This is a genomic window from Massilia sp. CFBP9026 (genome assembly GCF_034045165.1).
GTDB classification, from domain to species: Bacteria; Pseudomonadota; Gammaproteobacteria; order Burkholderiales; family Burkholderiaceae_D; genus Telluria; species Telluria arenae.
In genome coordinates this window covers 612,680-628,387 of record NZ_JAXCWH010000001.1, presented here as the reverse complement: position 1 = coordinate 628,387, position 15,708 = coordinate 612,680, and the positions used below count along the sequence as shown (strand labels likewise).

Here is a 15,708-nt window from a genome sequence, read left to right as displayed (position 1 = left end):
GACGCGATCATTCGGGAACCATTTCATGCCTCTTTTTTCCAGACACGCCCTCGGCGCCCTGCTCCTCGTCGCCGCCACCGCCGCCCACGCCCAGTACGTCTGGATCGGCCCTAACGGCACGCGCCAGTATTCCGACCGCCCGCCACCGCCGGGCACGCCGGCCGGCAAGATCCTCAAGGCGCCCGGCCGCCCCGCAATGGAACCGGCGACCTCTTCACAGACCAGCGCCGAGCCTGCTGCCGGGAGCCAGGACGCCGCCAGGCCGCCCACGCTGGCCGAGCAGGAGGCAGCTTTCCGCGAACGCAGCAAGGCGCGCGCGGAGCTGGAGCAGAAGAATCAGGAAGACGCTGAGCGCCGCAAGCGCCTGGCCGAGCATTGCGCGGCGGCCCGCGAGACGCAGGCCAGCCTGAACTCGGGCATCCGCGTCGCGCGGGTCGGCCCCGATGGCGAAAAAACCTATATGAGCGACGAAGAAAAGGCCGCGCGCAGCGAACAGGTCAGGCGCGCACTGCAGGAGTGCCGCTGATCCGCTACGCGGCCGGCGCGCTCACTGGCTCGGACGCGGCCTCCACGCGGTTGCGCCCGCCCGCCTTGGCCGCATACAGGGCCGTATCGGCGCGCGCCATCAGGCTCGCGATGCCTTCGCCCGGCTGCAGCATGGCCATGCCGATGCTGACCGTACAGGACACGCCGGCCGCGCCCACTTCCGCCTGCGGCGCACGTTCGAGCGCGGCGCGCAGGCGCTGGGCCACCGCCAGTACCGTGCCGTCGTCGGCATCGGGCAGCAGTACCGCGAACTCCTCGCCGCCCAGGCGCGCACAGTAGTCGATCTTGCGGATCACTTGCTGGGTGCGCTCGACGAGGTCGCGCAGCACCTGGTCGCCCACGCCGTGGCCATGGGTGTCGTTGATGCGCTTGAAGTGGTCGGCGTCCACCAGCAGCAGGCCCAGACCGCTGCCGCGGCGTTCGGCCCGCGCCAGCTCGCGCTCGGCGAAAGCGAAGAAGGCGCGGCGCGAAGCGGCCCCGGTCAGGTGGTCGTGGTCGGCGGCATGCGTGCTGGCGGCGATCAGGCGCGCATTGGCCATCATCACGGCGCCCAGGGTCAGCGCCGGCAGCGCCAGGGTGCCGATCGCGAAAAACACCAGGTTATAGGTGCTTGCCTCGAGCAGCGAATAAGGCTGGTAGGCGTCGATGGCGTAGAAGGTTCCGCGCCAGGCGTGGCCGACGCCCAGCACCAGGGCGGCGCAGCGAGTGAAGGTGAACGAATAGCGCAGGCTCGGCTCCACCGTCCCGCGCAGGGTGGTGCCGATCGCGAAACAGACGGCGCCATGGTAGAGCGACATCGCCACGATGCGCAGCGGCGCCGATTCGACCGCATGGTGGAAGAAGACGAGCGCGGACATCGCGGCCAGGGCGGCGCCGGCCAGCCAGCGCCACGGGACGGAGCGTCCCAGGAAGCGCCGAAAACCGACGTAACTCATCGTGATCGTGCCGAGGTAGAGCGCGTTGGCCACCTCGATGGTCAGGAACTCGGGGACCGCTCCCCGCGCCGCGAACAACAGCAGGGCCGCCACCGCCAGCAGGTTCGCCCGCCGCCACTCGCGAATGCCCGCCACCCCGCTCTTGGCGAGCGAGGACAGGACCAGCAGCATGACCCCCGACAAGGCGGTGGTCACTAATATCAGACTCAGGGCATTCAACATCGGCACAGCAATAAGGCGGGTAGAAAGGCGGCAGGTGGAAACGTTGCCTCTGCCCCATGGGATCCTTCATGATACCAAGAAACCCCGAGAAATCTATCCAATTATTGCAGTTGCGCAACAATTAAGGCTAGCACGCCCTGCACGGGTGCTAGGCGCCGTCGGCCGCCGGGTCCGTCGCGCTGCGCTCTTTCTTGGCCGCGCGCTTGCGGCGCGACTCCTTGGGATCGGCCACCAGCGGCCGGTAGATCTCGATGCGGTCGCGCTCACGCAGCACGGTGTCGAGCGTTTTTTTCTTGGCGTAGATGCCGACCGGCTGCGTCGTCAGGTTGATATCCGGGAAGGCTGCGAGAACGCCGCTGCGCTCGATCGCCTCGCCGATCGTCGTACCCGCCTCCACCTGCATCTGGTGCAGCCATTCGACCTTGTCGCTGGCATAGCACACCGAAATGCCCAGCAGCTCAGCCATACACCGCCTCGGCGCGCTTGCAGAACGAGTCGACCATGCTGTTGGCGATCATGCCGAACACGGGGCCGACGATCTGGGCCAGGATCACGCTCGAGAATTCGTACTGCATGTCGAAGTCGATCTTGCAGGCGTCTTCACGCAGGGCCTTGAAACTCCACGTCGCCTCCAGCATCTTGAAAGGACCGTCGACCAGGTGCATCTTCATCTGGGTCGGGCGCTGGTTGTGGTTCGATGTCGTGAAGCTTTGCTTGACGCCGTGGAAATTGATTTGCAGGCTGGCGACCAGCTTGTCATCGGTCCGCTCGACGACCTTGACGCCTGCGCACCAGGGCAGGAACTTTGGATAATCCTCGACCTTGGCAACGAGGTCGAACATCTGTTCTGCGCTATAGCCAAGGAAAACTGATTTGTGCACTACTGCCATTGGTCAACCGTTTGTTATGATGTTGGTCAAGTTGCATGCGCCATTCGTTGGCGCAATGGCAGTAGTTTAACCGACACGCGAATTTTCGCCTTTTCATGAGCATCGCTGACAATAAAAAAGCCTTTTTTGACTACTTCATCGAAGACCGCTACGAAGCGGGTCTGGTGCTGGAGGGTTGGGAAGTAAAAGCCATCCGCGAAGGGCGGGTGCAGATCAAGGAAGCCTATGTGCTCGTGCGCAATAACGAGCTCTACCTGTTCGGCGCGCACGTCAGTGCGTTGACGACGACTTCCACCTTTAGCCACCCGGAGGCGCTGCGCTCGCGCAAGCTGCTGCTGCACCGGGCCGAAATCGACAAGCTCATCGGCAAGGTCGAGCGCGCCGGCTTCACGCTGGTGCCGCTCAACCTGCACATGAAGAAAGGCCGCGTGAAGTGCGAGATCGGCCTGGCCAAGGGCAAGAAGCAGCACGACAAGCGCGCGACCGAGAAGGACCGCGACGCCAAGCGCGAAGTCAACCAGGCGATGAAGACCAACCGCCGCTGACGAATAAAAACGCGGCTCGGCAATCTCCACGTCGCTCCCGCACCTACCACGTCGCTCCCGCGAAGGCGGGAGCCCAAGTTCGCACGCCCCCGCTCTCCGTTCGACGTAGCGGACCTATTGAATGACTTGGGCTCCCGCCTTCGCGGGAGCGACGTTGGTGGTATTGGTATGCCGTTGACGGTATGCGCCCGCCTCAGGCCTCCTGCACCTTCGGCGCCACCGCACTGCGCACCGACAGGCGCCAGGCCCCAAAGCTCAGCAACAGGCCACCCGCCACGCCCAGCGCCAGTTTCAGCGCGCTGTCGAACAGCAGCGGCGCCACCAGGCCCGAGACCAGCGCGAACGACATCATCTGGATGAAGCCGACCATCGACGAGGCCAGCCCCCGGTTGCTCGGGAACAGGCCCATCGCGGTCAGCTGCACCGCCGGCATCGCCACCGCCAGGCCGAAGGTGTACACGAACAGCGGCAGCACCGACCATGGCACGCTGGCCGGGAACAGGCCGTGATAGCCGACGTTGAGCACCACGCCCAGCGTCATCACGGCGTAGCCGGTCCACATCATGCCGCCCGGCGTAGAACTGTGGGCACGCTTGCCGCCCCAGGCCGAACCCACCACCATGCCGCCCACCAGCGGGATGAACATCCACGCGAACGCCGTCTCGGGCAGGCCGAGGATCTCCATCACGAAGTTCGAGGCCGAGCCGATGTAAAGCGACAGGCCGCTGAAGGCCAGGCCCACCGACAGCGCCAGGAACACGAATTGCGGGTTGCGCAGCACCATCAGGTAGTTGCGGCCGATGGTGCCGGGATGGAAGGCCTGGCGCTTCTCGACCGGCAGGCTTTCCGGCAGCAGCTTCATGACCATCAGGATCATCGCCGCGCCGAACACGGCCAGGAATACAAAGGACGAGCGCCAGCCGAAGGTCACGTGCAGCCAGCCGCCCAGGATCGGGGCGATGGCCGGCGCCAGGCCGAACACCATCATGATGTGCGACATCATGCGCTGGGCTTGCGCGCCCGAGAAACGGTCCTGCACGATGGCCTGGCCGATCACCGAGCCGGCGCCGGCCGACAGGCCCTGCAGCGCGCGGAACACCAGCAGCCAGCCGAAGCTTGGCGCCCAGGCCGCGCCGATCGAAGCCAGCGTATAGACCGACAGCGCAGCCAGGATCACGGGGCGGCGGCCGAAGGAATCCGACAGGGTGCCGTAGAACAGCATCATGAAGGCGAACGTGAACAGGAACACGCTCAGGGTCTGCTGCACGGCCACCGGGCCGACCCCGAATTCGACACCAATGGCCGGCATCGACGGCAGATAGGTGTCGATGGCCAGGGCGCCGATCATGCCGAGGCAGGCGAGGATGACGGTGAGGAGCTTTTGCATGTACTGCACTTTCGGGATCATTGCCAACACCGCAGGATGCGGCATTGGGGGGACGCGATTGTACGCTATTTCGATCCCGCCAATCTTCACCGATCCTCACGCAGCGACATGCCGAAGCGGTCCAGGCGCGGCATCCAGTTCTCCTGATAGGCAGCCGACACGAGGATCCGTTCGGCGCGGCCGATCAGCTTCTCGCGCGGCACCAGGCCGATCACGCGCGAATCGGCGCTGTCGTTGCGGTTGTCGCCCAACATCAGGTACTGGCCGGCCGGGATGCGCTGCGGCGCGAAGTTGCGCGGCGCCGGCACGCCCGGCAAGACCTGGATGCGCTGGCGCGTGCCGGCCACCCGCTCTTCCATGCGGATCGCGCCCACCTCGATGCCGCGGCTGCGCTCGCGCGCCTCGCCCAGCACTGCGTAACTGGCGCCTTCGCCATTGACGAACAGGCGGTCGCCCCGCATTTCGACCAGGTCGCCCGGAACCGCCAGCACGCGCTTGATCAGGCGCGTGTCGTCTTGCGGCGAATGGAACACGACCATGTCGCCGCGCGCCGGCTCGCCCAGGTGCGCCACGCTGTGCTCAGTCAATGGTATCTTGAGGTCGAAGGCCATGCGGTTGATCAGCACCACGTCGCCCTCGAGCAGATTGGGGCGCATCGAGCCGCTCGGGATCGGGCTCCAGTCGGCCACCGCGCTGCGAAACACGCCGAACAACAGCAGGAACATCAGGAAGCCCTTGTTGGCGCGGACGAAGTTTTTCATGGACGACTCCTCGGTGAATGGAGCGCCAAGCATAGCCGCCGCCTTCGATACGAGGCTTAGCAGTTCATTAAGGAAATGGCGGCAGCGGCGGGGACGAGTGTCACCGGGCTGTCATATTTGACATCTACACTGCCTGCGGGACGACTACGACCGCAGAATATGGATATGAAGAAAAAGGCCATCGAGGCTGAGCTCAAACAATTTTCCGACGGCGGCGCCTATCTGAACCGCGAACTGTCGCTGCTCGAATTCAACCGCCGCGTGCTGGCCCAGGCCGAAGACCCGTCGGTGCCCCTGCTCGAACGGCTGCGCTTCTTGTGCATCGTGGCGAGCAACCTGGACGAATTCTTCGAAGTGCGGGTCGCCAGCCTGCTGGCCCAGTACCAGCTCGACCGCGCCAGCGGCGCCCTGCCCGATGGCCTCGCAGCCAGCCTGGAACGCGCCAGCGCCGAATGCCGTCACCTGATCGCGCGCCAGTATAGCCTGTTCAACACCGAGATCCTGCCACAGCTGTCCGAGCACGGCATCCATCTGCTGCACCGCAGCGAGCGCAACGCCGCCCAGCGCGCCTGGGTCAAGCAATACTTCGACCGCGAGGTGCGCCCGCTGCTCACGCCGATCGGACTCGACCCGGCCCACCCCTTCCCGCGCGTGATCAATAAAAGCCTGAACTTCATCGTGGAACTCGCGGGCAAGGATGCCTTCGGGCGCGGCTCGGGCATCGCCATCATGAAGGCGCCGCGCGTGCTGCCGCGCGTGATCCGGCTACCGGACGAGCTCTCGGACAAGAAAGGCGCCTCCTACTGCATGCTGTCGTCGGTGATCCAGGCCCATATGGCCGACCTGTTCACCGGCCGCGAAGTGGTCTCTTACTCGCAGTTCCGCGTTACCCGCAACAGCGACCTGTGGGTCGACGAGGAAGAAGTCAAGAACCTGCGCCAGGCGCTGCAGAGCGAACTGCATGGCCGCCAGTACGGCTTCGCGGTGCGCCTCGAGGTAGGCCGTTCCTGCCCCGAGCACCTGTCTAACTTCCTGCTCAACCAGTTCCAGATCGACCGCAGCCGCCTGTTCAAGGTCGACGGTCCGGTCAACCTGGGCCGCCTGCTGGAGATCGTCAACGCCAACGACCAGGCCGAGCTGAAATTCCCGCCGTTCGTCCCCGGCTATGCCGGCAAGCTGTCCGGCCCCGACCTGTTCGCCACGCTGCGCAAGCACGACGCGCTGCTGCACCACCCGTTCGAGTCGTTCCAGCCGGTGATCAACTTCATCGCCTGCGCCGCGGCCGATCCGAACGTGGTGGCGATCAAGCAGACCATCTACCGCGCCGGCAGCAATTCGGAACTGGTCGAAGCCCTGATCGAGGCCGCGCGGCGCGGCAAGGAAGTCACCGTCATCGTCGAGCTGATGGCGCGCTTCGACGAGGAGGCCAATATCAACTGGGCCGAGAAGCTCGAGCAGGCCGGAGCCCAAGTCGTGTATGGCGTGGTCGGCCTCAAGACCCATGCCAAGATGGCCCTGGTGCTGCGCCGCGAGCCCAGTGGACTGCGCCGCTACGCCCACCTGGGCACCGGCAACTACAACCCGACCACGGCCAAGTTCTATACCGATATGGGGCTGCTGACGGCAGACCCGGACCTGACCTCGGACGTCAACGAGGTCTTCATCCACCTCACCAGCATGACCCGGCCCAAGCAGCTGTCGAGCATCTGGCTGGCGCCGTTCTCGCTGCAGAAGGAAGTCGTGCGCGCGATCCGCCAGGAAGCCGATATCGCGCGCCACGGCCGGCCGGGCCGCATCATTGCCAAGATGAATTCGCTCACTGACGAATCGGTGATCAAGGCGCTGTACGAGGCCTCGAATGCGGGGGTCAAGATCGACCTCATCATCCGCGGCGCCTGCGCGCTGCGCCCGGGAGTGGACGGCCTGTCCGAAAACATCAAGGTGCGCTCGATCGTCGGGCGCTTTTTGGAGCACACCCGCATCTTCTACTTCCGCAACGACCTGAAGCACGACGTGGTACTCAGCAGCGCGGACTGGATGAACCGCAACCTGTTCCGCCGGGTCGAAGTGGCATTCCCGATCCGCTCGACGGCGCTCAAGCGGCGCGTGATGCGCGAGGGCCTGCAGCCCTACCTGAAAGACAACGTCAATGCCTGGGAACTGGCTCCCGACGGCCGCTACCGCCGCCGCAAGGCGCGCGGCAAGCAGGGGCAGTACAGCGCACAACAGGTGCTGATGGAGCTGCTGGGCGCCGCCAACCTCAATAACGATACCGACGACAAGGAAAACGATAATGGAACTGATCCTGTGGCGCCACGCTGAGGCCGAGCCGGGAGAGCCGGATTCCGCCCGCGAACTGACGCCCAAGGGCCAACGCCACGCCGCGCGCATGGGCGCCTGGCTGGACCGCAAGCTGCCGCCCGCTTGCCGCATCCTGGTGAGCCCCGCCACGCGCTGCATCCAGACGGTGGAGGCGCTGGGGCGGCGCTACGAGGTGGTCGAGGCGCTGGGCACCGAATCGAGCGCGGAAGCGATCATCGAAGCCTGCGGCTGGCCCGAGCACCGCCAGCCGGCGCTGATCGTCGGCCACCAGCCGCTGCTGGGCCAGGTGGCGTCGATGGTGCTGTGCGGGACCAAGCAGGATTGGCGCATCCGCAAGGCGGGCGTGTTCTGGATCGAACACAAGGAGGCGGATGGCGTGCCATATATCCGGCTGGTGGCGGGGCCGGATGTGATCGGCAAATTGCGCTAAGGCCGAACGAAACCACCAGTCCCGGCACGTCGTTCCCGCGAAGGCTGGAACCCAAGCGTGCTCGCGCTGAGGAGATGTTCGATGTTGCCTACTGCTCAAGAAACTTAGGTTCCCGCCTCCGCGGGAACGACGAGATGCGAGCGCGCGTGGCCAGCATCGACCTCACTTCGCCTGGAACCCGACCCCCACCTCATTCCAGCTGCACTCTTCCTTCTCGAACCATGGCGCCAGCGTCGGATGCCGCGCCAGCAGTTCCGGCGGCAGGTCGATCTCGATCTTGCCCTTCATGCGCAGGCGCAGGCCGCCGATGTCGTTGTCGGCGCGCGCATGCATCAACACCACCGCCAGCCGCAGCGCCAGCACCGCCTTGGCCAGGTCGGGCTCGACCAGCGCCTCGCGGATCTTGCGCAGATTTCCCTTCTGTCCCAGCACCAGGGTCGCCAGCAGGCGCTGCTCGCGCGTCGTGAAGCCGCCCAGGTCGGCGTGCTCGACGATGTAGGCGCCGTGCTTGTGGGCGCCGCTCATCGAGATGGCCAGGCCGATCTCGTGCAGCATGGCGCTCCAGGCCAGGTAGTGCGGCTGGCTGTCGGCCTGCGGCTGCAGGCGCTCGTACAGCAGGGTCGCGATGCCGCAGGTGCGCAGCGCGCGCTGGGTGTCGACCCGGAAGCGCTGCATGCAGGAGCGGATCGCGGCGTCGCGCCGGTCGCGCCGGTTGGCGCGCAGTTCGAGGTCGGACAGCACGCCCAGGCGCAGCCCGGCATTGACCGCGTGCAGGCGCTCGACCTTCAGCTCCTGCATGGCGCCGATGAGCACCGTCAGGCCGCCCACCATCACCGGCACCCGGTCGCGCTTGACGCCCTGCAGCGCGAACGCCTCCACGTGGCCCAGCTCGATCAGGATGTCGCGCAACGCGTGCAGACTGGCCTGCGACACCGTGCCGTCGCCGATCGCATTGCGGCCGATGACCTCCGAAATGGCGCGCATGGTGCCGGATGAGCCGTAAGCGGCGTCCCACCCCTGGGCGTGATAGAGCGAGGCGGCGTCCTCGAAACGGGCGCGCGCCGCGGTGACGGCGGCATCGAAGGAGCGCGCGGTGATGCGGCCGTCGGGGAAATAGTCCCTGGCCTGAGGCTGGGTGCCGATGCCGAACGACTCGACCAGGTGGATCTCGGGGCCGGTCCCGGCGATGACCTCGGTCGAGCCGCCGCCGATGTCGATCACCAGCCGCCGCTCGTCCTGGCGCTCGATCGCGCGCGTCACGCCCATATAGATCAGGCGGCCTTCTTCTTCGCCCGAGATGATCTCGATCGGATACCCGATCGCCGCCTCGAGCTGCGGCAGCAGCTGGTCGGCGTTCTTCGCCACGCGCATGGTATTGGTGGCGACCACGCGCACGGCGTCGAGGTGGTACTCGTCGAGGATCTTGCGGAAGTCGTGCAGGCAGGCGACCGCGCCGCGCATCGCCGCCTCGGTGAGCATGTTATTGCTGTCGAGCCCCGCCGCCAGGCGGAGCGGGTCGCGCGCGGTGCGCACGATGTGCATGCGGGCGCCGAGCGGCTCGCCGATGTGCAGGCGGAAGCTGTTGGACCCGAGGTCGACGGCTGCAAACATGAGGTCCTTTCGAAAATGGACGAATCCCGCGGCCAGCTCATGCTGCGCGGGATCGATTAGACGCCAAGTATACAGCGTGGCACGGGCCGCCACCAACCCCGGCACACGAAAAGTGTCCCGGGTGTTGCGCGGCGCGGCCCGTTCAGCGGTGCTGGCGGGCGGCCGGGCGGCGGCGCAGGCAGTACCAGGCGCCGACCAGGCAGGGAATGCCGAGCGTGACGGCGGACAGGGCGTCCCAGATGCCGTCGCCCAGCAGGGCCGAGATCAGGCCGATGGTGGTGAGGATGGCAAGCACGATCGGCGCGCCCCAGATCTGCATGGGCGTTTTGCTCACGATGCGCCTCCGTCGCGCGCCAGCACCGGCGCTTCATGGCCACGGGCCGGCACGTGCTTGTCCAGGGCCGCGGCCTTGGTCGTCGCACTGGCGGTCTTGCCGCGCTTGACCCACAGGTACAGGCCCGTCACCAGGATCACGATGGTCGCGATGTCGAGCACCGCCCACAGGAATTTCATCCACTGGCCGCCGTAGTCGCCGAAGTGCAGCGGCTGCGACACCAGCAGCGCCTTCAGGTACCACGGCAGTTGCGGGGCGTCGGTCAGCTCGCCGGTATGGGCGTCGACCAGCACCGGCTGGTACATGCGCGAGCTGAACGGCTCGTCGCCGTTCATGAAGATGCCGTAGTGGTGGGCGCTGCTGAAGTCCGTGCCCGGGAAGGCCACGAAGGCAACCCGCATGCCCGGCAAGCGTTCCTTGGCCTTTTCGATCGCGTCGTGCACCGAGGCGGTGTGCGGCTGCGGCGCCTTGTCCTTGTACTGGGCCAGGATCTGGCCCAGCTCATTGTGCTGGTAATACTTGAGCATCAGGTCGGCCCAGGTATTGATCATGCCGGTGCCGCCGACCACGAACAGCCAGGTGAGCGTGACGATGCCCAGCAGGTTGTGCATGTCGAGCCATTTGAGGCGGCTGCTCTTTTCCTTGCGCACGGTGCCGAAATCGAGCTTGCGCATGAAGGGCGAGTACAGGACCGCGCCGCTAACGATGGCGACCAGCAGCAACAGGGCCATCAACCCCAGGAACAGCTTGCCGGCCAGGCCCATGAACAGGTCGACGTGCAGCGCCAGCATGGTCGACATGAACACGCCGCCCTCGAAGGCCGGTTCGACGATCACCTTGGTGGTGCGGGCATCGACCGCGATCGGCTTGTAGTCGTGGTCGTGCATGTGGTCGGCCAGCGTCACATGCCAGATCTCGGGCACGTCCGCCTCTTGCGAGATGAACATCGGCTTCTTGGCCGGGTACAGCTCCTTGGCCGAGGCGATCACGGCGTCGACGTTGCCCATCGGCGTAGGCTGCGACAGGGTCGGCGGCTCAACCTCGTTGCCCAGCAGGTGGCCGATCTCATGGTGATAGATGAGCGGCAGGCCGGTGAGGCACAGCAGCAGCATGAAGATGGTGCAGACCAGGCTGGACCATTTGTGAATCCAGCCCCAGCGGCGCAGGGATACGGGTGACATGTTATTGGGTATGCATTATAGCTAGAGATACAGGTCATGAATAATAATCGTTCTCATTTACATAAGCAAGTATCGGGCATAGAATGCGCGTTACTTTTAATGCATAAAAAGAGCAAGACACATGAACACGCTGCGCTTCACTCCAACTCCGGCCGCGCTGGCCGCCGCTCTCCTCATCGCCACGACTGCGTCTTCCACAGCGTTTGCCCAGCAAGCCGAGCCGAAAACCGATGAGAACATCACGACCGTGGTCGTGACCGCCTCGGCCGACGCCTCGGCCCAGGGCTTGCCGGCCGCCTATGCCGGCGGCCAGGTGGCGCGTGGCGGCCGCCTGGGCCTGCTGGGCAACGTCGACATCATGGACACCCCGTTCAACAGCACCAACTACACCCATGCGCTGATCCAGGACCAGCAGGCGCGCAGCGTGGCCGACGTGGTGCAAAACGACCCGTCGGTGCGGGTGGCGCGCGGCTTCGGCAATTACCAGGAGCTGTACATGATCCGCGGCTTCGCGGTCGGTTCGGACGACACGGCCTATAACGGCCTGTACGGCCTGCTCCCGCGCCAGTTCGTCGCGACCGAGCTGATGGAACGGGTGGAAGTGCTGCGCGGCGCGCACAGTTTCATCAACGGCGCGGCGCCGGCCGGCGGCAGCATCGGCGGCTCGATCAACATCCTGCCCAAGCGCGCGCCGAACCAGGAACTGAGCGAAGTCACCGTCGGCGTCGAGACCGGCGGCCAGGGCTACGGCGCCATCGACCTGGGCCGCCGCTTCGGCGAGGAAGGCCGCGCCGGCGTGCGCGTCAACGTGGCGCACCGCAACGGCGACACGGCGGTCGACCGCGAAGAACGCGAATTGAGCGTGTACTCGATCGGCGTCGACTACCGCGGCCGCGGCTACCGCCTGTCGGCCGACGTCGGCGCGCAAGACCACCAGCTGACCAATGCCCGTCCGAGCGTAGACCTCGCCGCCGGCCTGCCGATGATCGCGGCGCCGGAGGCGGGCCGCAACTTCGCCCAGCCATGGACCGTCTCGAATGAGCGCCACACCTTCGGCACGGTGCGCGCCGAGGTCGACCTGGGCGCGAACGCGGTGGCCTGGGCGGCCGCCGGCCTGCGCAACGGCCAGGAATTCAACATCCTGTCCAGCATCGACGTCAACGCCGTCAATGGCGACGCCACCATGGGCCGTTTCGACAATATCCGCAAGGACCAGGTCCGCACCGGCGAAGTGGGCGTGCGCGGTTCGCTGCGCACCGGCTTCGTCAAGCACGTGCTGAGCGCCTCGGCCTCGGGCTTCCATTCGAAGTCGCGCAACGCCTATGCGATGGGCGCCAATTTCGCCTCGAACCTGTACAGCCCGCGCGACGCGGCGGCGCCGTCGCCGACCGCCTTCGTCGGCGGCGACATGGATAGCCCGCTGGTTACCTCCAAGACCATCCTGTCGGGCCTGGCGGTTGCCGACACCATGTCGTTCATGGACGACAAGGTGCTGGTCAACGTCGGCCTGCGCCACCAGCGCATCAAGGACTTCGGCTACGACTACAACACCGGGCTGGAGAACTCGGGCTACGAATCGAGCAAAAACACACCGTTCGCCGCCATCGTCTACAAGCCGCGCAAGGACTTGTCGGTGTATGCCAACTACAGCGAAGGCCTGCAACGCGGCCCGGTCGCCTCGGGCACCGACATCGTCAACCAGGGCGAGATCTTCGCGCCCTACGTCGCACGCCAGCGCGAAGCGGGCGTCAAGTACGACAGCGGCCGCTATGGCCTGACAGCCGCCGTGTTCACCACCAGCCAGCCGAGCGCCTATGTCCAGGACCGCGTGTTCGGCGTGTTCGGCGAGCAGCGCAACCGCGGCCTCGAGCTGTCGGTGTTCGGCAACCCGGTGCGCGGCCTGAAGCTGCTGGGCGGCCTGACCCTGATCGACGCCGAGCAGCGCATCACCATCGGCGGCATCAACCAGGGCAAGGACGCAATCGGCGTGCCGGAAACGCAGCTGAACATCGGCGCCGACTGGGACGTGCCGGGCGTGGACGGCCTGTCGGTCAACGCGCGCACGGTGTACACCTCGAAGCAGTATGCCGATGGCGCCAACCTGCAGAAGCTGCCGTCGTGGACCCGCCTGGACCTGGGCGCGACCTACAACACCCGCTTCATGGACCGCGACCTGACCCTGCGCGCGCGCGTGGACAACGTCACGGACAAGAATTACTGGGCGTCGGCCGGCGGCTATCCGGGCGCGGGCTACCTGGTGCTGGCGGCGCCGCGCAGCGTGGTGTTGTCGGCGACGGTCGGTTTTTAAGCCGTAGTCATTGCAGGCGCAGGTCGTCCTTCACGGCGGCCAGCGCCATCCTGTCGACCACCCCGGGCGCGATCAGCTTGAGCCAGCGCCCGATCCGGCCCTGCGCGGTCATCACGATCTCGCGCTCGCGGTTCTCCATCGCCTTGACGATCAGGCGCGCGCATTCTTTGACCGGCATCGCCTTTTCTTCCTTGAGCGCGCTGGCGCCGGCCTCCTCTCCCCTGGCGTTGAAGCCACGGTAGCGGATGCGCGTGGCCACCACACCTGGATAGGCCGTGGTCACGCTGACACCCGCCTCCTTCAGCTCCACCCGCAGCGCTTCGAAGAAGCCGCTCATCGCGAACTTGGTAGCGCAATACGCGGTGCGTCCCGGCACCCCGACCAGCCCTGCCAGCGACGACACGGCCACGATGGCGCCGCGGCTCGCCTTCAAATACGGCAGCGCGGCCTGGGTGCACCATACGCTGCCCCACAGGTTCACGCGCATCAGCTCTTCGTACCAGGCCAGGCTCTCGACCTCTTCGAACAGGGCGTGCGCCGAACGGCCGGCATTGTTGACCAGGACGTCGATGCGCCCAAAGCGTTCGACCGCCTGCGCGATCAGGCGCAGGCAATCGTCCTGGCGGCCGGCATCGAAGGTCACCGTGAGCGTGTCGGCGCCGAGCGCCTGGCACTGGCCGGCAACCAGGTCGAGCGGCCCCTGGTTGCGCGCGCCCAGCACGAGCTTGATCCCGGCGCCGTGCCGGGCCGCCAGCTGGCGCGCCATCTCGGCGCCAATGCCGTCCGACCCTCCGGTGATGACGATGACCCGGCTCATTTTTGCGCCTTCACGATCTGCAGCGCGCTGGCGATCACGGTGCTCATATCGCCCAGGTTGGCCGGCACGATCAGGGTGTTGTTGGTCTTGGCCAGGTTCGCGAACGCGTCCACGTAGTGCTCGGCCACGCGCAGGCTGACCGCGTCCATGCCGCCCGGTGAAGCTATCGCCTCGCCCACCTGGCGCAATGCCGCTGCGCTGGCGTCGGCCAGCGCCACGATGGCGGCAGCCTCACCCTGGGCGCGGTTGATCTCGGCCTGCTTTTCGCCCTCGGAGCGCGCGATGGCCGCCTCGCGCTCGCCGCTGGCGATATTGATCTGCTCCTGGCGCCGGCCTTCGGAGGCCGCGATCAGGGCGCGCTTCTCGCGCTCGGCCGTGATCTGGGCCTGCATCGCCAGCAGGATCTCGGCCGGCGGCGTCAGGTCCTTGATCTCGTAGCGAAGCACCTTGACGCCCCAGTTGGCGGCCGACTCGTCGATCGCGTTCACGATGTGGGTGTTGATCAGGTCGCGCTCTTCGAAGGTCTTGTCCAGCTCCATGCGGCCGATCACCGAGCGCAAGGTGGTCTGGGCCAGTTGCGTGATGGCCTGGATGTAATTCGACGACCCGTACGAGGCGCGCATGGCGTCGGTCACCTGGAAGTACAGGATGCCGTCCACATGCAGCTGGGTGTTGTCGCGCGTGATGCAGACCTGGGGCGGCACGTCGAGCGGGATCTCCTTCAGGCTGTGCTTGTAAGCGACGCGGTCGATGAACGGCACCACGATGTTCAGGCCGGGGGCAAGGGTGGCATGGTACTTGCCGAGGCGCTCGACCACCCAGGCGTTCTGTTGCGGCACCACGTTGATGGTCTTGAACACGAAGACCAGGGCGATGGCAAAGATCACGATCGCGACCACGCTGAAAGACAGTTCCATGTGCATCCCTTCCTGTTTTTGGGTTGTTCTCGTTCAGGCCTGGCGGCGGGCGACGATCAGGCGGTTGCCCTGGACCTCGACGATCTCGAAGTCGCCCGGTTCCGGGTCCAGGCCGGCGCGCAGCTCGACGTCCCACAGCGCCCCGCGGTACATCACGCGCGCGCGCCGCTCCTGCCACTGCGGCACGGTGACGCGCTGGCCGATGTCCAGGTTGATGCTGGGGTCGTTCGCGGCCTTGCCGCGCCCGGGCCGCGCGTAGCGGGTGCGGCGCAGGATCATGGTGGCGCCGATGCCGACGACGGCTGCCGCCAGCGTCTGCAGCGGGCCGCTGGCGCCGAGCCAGGCGACGGCGGCGCCGGACAGCAGCCCGATCGCGATCATCAAGAGGTAGAACGTGCCGATGAACAGCTCGGCCACGATCAGCACGCCGGCCCCAATCAGCCAGTACGTCCAGTCGGACATGTCAGGGTCTCCTTCTTGTCATGGAATGAAAAAACCCTCG

Annotated in this window: 16 protein-coding genes; 5 read left to right on the top strand and 11 right to left on the bottom strand. The window is 66.2% G+C overall.

All coding sequences use genetic code 11. From position 1 onward, the window contains the following. The first annotated feature begins 25 nt into the window (after positions 1–25). Positions 26–526 carry a DUF4124 domain-containing protein gene (locus SOM28_RS02680; protein ID WP_320467088.1) on the top strand — a complete coding sequence of 167 codons (501 nt, stop codon included), beginning with the start codon at positions 26–28 and terminating at the stop codon, positions 524–526. A 4-nt stretch (positions 527–530) separates the two neighbouring features. Here the strand turns inward: SOM28_RS02680 and SOM28_RS02675 are convergent, their stop codons facing one another. The 3 genes from SOM28_RS02675 to SOM28_RS02665 all read right to left on the bottom strand — a co-directional run bounded on the left by SOM28_RS02675 (position 531) and on the right by SOM28_RS02665 (position 2,593). After that, positions 531–1,676, bottom strand: a complete 1,146-nt coding sequence (locus tag SOM28_RS02675) for a GGDEF domain-containing protein (RefSeq protein WP_320467087.1) — start codon at positions 1,674–1,676, stop codon at positions 531–533. Positions 1,677–1,851: 175 nt separating this feature from the next. Beyond that, the gene (locus tag SOM28_RS02670; RefSeq protein WP_320467086.1) at positions 1,852–2,169 is read right to left on the bottom strand and encodes an RnfH family protein; all 318 of its coding nucleotides are present in this window, start codon (positions 2,167–2,169) and stop codon (positions 1,852–1,854) included. Then, positions 2,162–2,593, bottom strand: a complete 432-nt coding sequence (locus SOM28_RS02665) for a type II toxin-antitoxin system RatA family toxin (RefSeq protein ID WP_123072329.1) — start codon at positions 2,591–2,593, stop codon at positions 2,162–2,164. Before SOM28_RS02665 ends, SOM28_RS02670 begins: the two co-directional genes overlap by 8 nt. Before the next feature lie 95 nt (positions 2,594–2,688). On the opposite strand from SOM28_RS02665, the gene smpB reads away from it, so the two are divergent. Continuing rightward, complete coding sequence (smpB, locus tag SOM28_RS02660; RefSeq protein WP_123072330.1) at positions 2,689–3,138, top strand: SsrA-binding protein SmpB; 450 nt, start codon at positions 2,689–2,691, stop codon at positions 3,136–3,138. Positions 3,139–3,331: 193 nt separating this feature from the next. On the opposite strand, the gene SOM28_RS02655 is transcribed toward smpB, so the two are convergent. Both SOM28_RS02655 and lepB read right to left on the bottom strand, forming a co-directional pair. Continuing rightward, a complete protein-coding gene (locus SOM28_RS02655) occupies positions 3,332–4,525 on the bottom strand; it encodes a multidrug effflux MFS transporter (RefSeq protein ID WP_123072333.1) in 1,194 nt (397 codons plus the stop codon). Positions 4,526–4,611: 86 nt separating this feature from the next. Continuing rightward, a complete protein-coding gene (gene lepB, locus SOM28_RS02650) occupies positions 4,612–5,286 on the bottom strand; it encodes a signal peptidase I (RefSeq protein WP_123072334.1) in 675 nt (224 codons plus the stop codon). Between the two features lie 159 nt (positions 5,287–5,445). Between lepB and ppk1 the strand changes: the two genes are divergently transcribed. Both ppk1 and SOM28_RS02640 read left to right on the top strand, forming a co-directional pair. Then, the gene (gene ppk1, locus SOM28_RS02645; protein WP_123072331.1) at positions 5,446–7,608 is read left to right on the top strand and encodes a polyphosphate kinase 1; all 2,163 of its coding nucleotides are present in this window, start codon (positions 5,446–5,448) and stop codon (positions 7,606–7,608) included. After that, positions 7,580–8,038 carry a SixA phosphatase family protein gene (locus SOM28_RS02640; RefSeq protein WP_320467085.1) on the top strand — a complete coding sequence of 153 codons (459 nt, stop codon included), beginning with the start codon at positions 7,580–7,582 and terminating at the stop codon, positions 8,036–8,038. Before ppk1 ends, SOM28_RS02640 begins: the two co-directional genes overlap by 29 nt. Positions 8,039–8,200: 162 nt before the next feature. Here SOM28_RS02640 and SOM28_RS02635 read toward each other — a convergent pair whose 3' ends face one another. The 3 genes from SOM28_RS02635 to SOM28_RS02625 form a co-directional block, all read right to left on the bottom strand. After that, complete coding sequence (locus SOM28_RS02635) at positions 8,201–9,649, bottom strand: Ppx/GppA phosphatase family protein (RefSeq protein ID WP_320467084.1); 1,449 nt, start codon at positions 9,647–9,649, stop codon at positions 8,201–8,203. Positions 9,650–9,791: 142 nt separating this feature from the next. Further along, positions 9,792–9,983: a hypothetical protein gene (locus tag SOM28_RS02630; RefSeq protein WP_148044124.1), complete on the bottom strand. Its 192-nt coding sequence runs from the start codon at positions 9,981–9,983 to the stop codon at positions 9,792–9,794. Next, positions 9,980–11,164: a PepSY-associated TM helix domain-containing protein gene (locus tag SOM28_RS02625; RefSeq protein ID WP_123071704.1), complete on the bottom strand. Its 1,185-nt coding sequence runs from the start codon at positions 11,162–11,164 to the stop codon at positions 9,980–9,982. Before SOM28_RS02625 ends, SOM28_RS02630 begins: the two co-directional genes overlap by 4 nt. 121 nt (positions 11,165–11,285) lie before the next feature. On the opposite strand from SOM28_RS02625, the gene SOM28_RS02620 reads away from it, so the two are divergent. Beyond that, positions 11,286–13,472, top strand: a complete 2,187-nt coding sequence (locus SOM28_RS02620; protein WP_123071703.1) for a TonB-dependent receptor — start codon at positions 11,286–11,288, stop codon at positions 13,470–13,472. A gap of 7 nt (positions 13,473–13,479) precedes the next feature. Here SOM28_RS02620 and SOM28_RS02615 read toward each other — a convergent pair whose 3' ends face one another. The 3 genes from SOM28_RS02615 to SOM28_RS02605 are packed head-to-tail and all read right to left on the bottom strand — an operon-like array spanning position 13,480 to position 15,668. Next, positions 13,480–14,289: an SDR family oxidoreductase gene (locus SOM28_RS02615; protein WP_123071702.1), complete on the bottom strand. Its 810-nt coding sequence runs from the start codon at positions 14,287–14,289 to the stop codon at positions 13,480–13,482. After that, the gene (locus SOM28_RS02610; RefSeq protein ID WP_123071701.1) at positions 14,286–15,206 is read right to left on the bottom strand and encodes an SPFH domain-containing protein; all 921 of its coding nucleotides are present in this window, start codon (positions 15,204–15,206) and stop codon (positions 14,286–14,288) included. The genes SOM28_RS02615 and SOM28_RS02610 overlap by 4 nt, the downstream gene beginning before the upstream one ends. Positions 15,207–15,239: 33 nt before the next feature. After that, positions 15,240–15,668 carry an NfeD family protein gene (locus SOM28_RS02605; RefSeq protein WP_320467083.1) on the bottom strand — a complete coding sequence of 143 codons (429 nt, stop codon included), beginning with the start codon at positions 15,666–15,668 and terminating at the stop codon, positions 15,240–15,242. Positions 15,669–15,708 lie beyond the last annotated feature (40 nt).

What these genes read in the sequence shown, in the direction of transcription:
- SOM28_RS02680 (WP_320467088.1), top strand. Translation starts at nt 26, where the DNA reads ATGCCTCTTTTTTCCAGACACGCCCTCGGCGCCCTGCTCCTCGTCGCC.
- SOM28_RS02670 (WP_320467086.1), bottom strand. Translation starts at nt 2,169, where the DNA reads ATGGCTGAGCTGCTGGGCATTTCGGTGTGCTATGCCAGCGACAAGGTC.
- SOM28_RS02665 (WP_123072329.1), bottom strand. Translation starts at nt 2,593, where the DNA reads ATGGCAGTAGTGCACAAATCAGTTTTCCTTGGCTATAGCGCAGAACAG.
- smpB (WP_123072330.1), top strand. Translation starts at nt 2,689, where the DNA reads ATGAGCATCGCTGACAATAAAAAAGCCTTTTTTGACTACTTCATCGAA.
- SOM28_RS02655 (WP_123072333.1), bottom strand. Translation starts at nt 4,525, where the DNA reads ATGCAAAAGCTCCTCACCGTCATCCTCGCCTGCCTCGGCATGATCGGC.
- lepB (WP_123072334.1), bottom strand. Translation starts at nt 5,286, where the DNA reads ATGAAAAACTTCGTCCGCGCCAACAAGGGCTTCCTGATGTTCCTGCTG.
- ppk1 (WP_123072331.1), top strand. Translation starts at nt 5,446, where the DNA reads ATGGATATGAAGAAAAAGGCCATCGAGGCTGAGCTCAAACAATTTTCC.
- SOM28_RS02640 (WP_320467085.1), top strand. Translation starts at nt 7,580, where the DNA reads ATGGAACTGATCCTGTGGCGCCACGCTGAGGCCGAGCCGGGAGAGCCG.
- SOM28_RS02635 (WP_320467084.1), bottom strand. Translation starts at nt 9,649, where the DNA reads ATGTTTGCAGCCGTCGACCTCGGGTCCAACAGCTTCCGCCTGCACATC.
- SOM28_RS02625 (WP_123071704.1), bottom strand. Translation starts at nt 11,164, where the DNA reads ATGTCACCCGTATCCCTGCGCCGCTGGGGCTGGATTCACAAATGGTCC.
- SOM28_RS02620 (WP_123071703.1), top strand. Translation starts at nt 11,286, where the DNA reads ATGAACACGCTGCGCTTCACTCCAACTCCGGCCGCGCTGGCCGCCGCT.
- SOM28_RS02615 (WP_123071702.1), bottom strand. Translation starts at nt 14,289, where the DNA reads ATGAGCCGGGTCATCGTCATCACCGGAGGGTCGGACGGCATTGGCGCC.
- SOM28_RS02610 (WP_123071701.1), bottom strand. Translation starts at nt 15,206, where the DNA reads ATGGAACTGTCTTTCAGCGTGGTCGCGATCGTGATCTTTGCCATCGCC.
- SOM28_RS02605 (WP_320467083.1), bottom strand. Translation starts at nt 15,668, where the DNA reads ATGTCCGACTGGACGTACTGGCTGATTGGGGCCGGCGTGCTGATCGTG.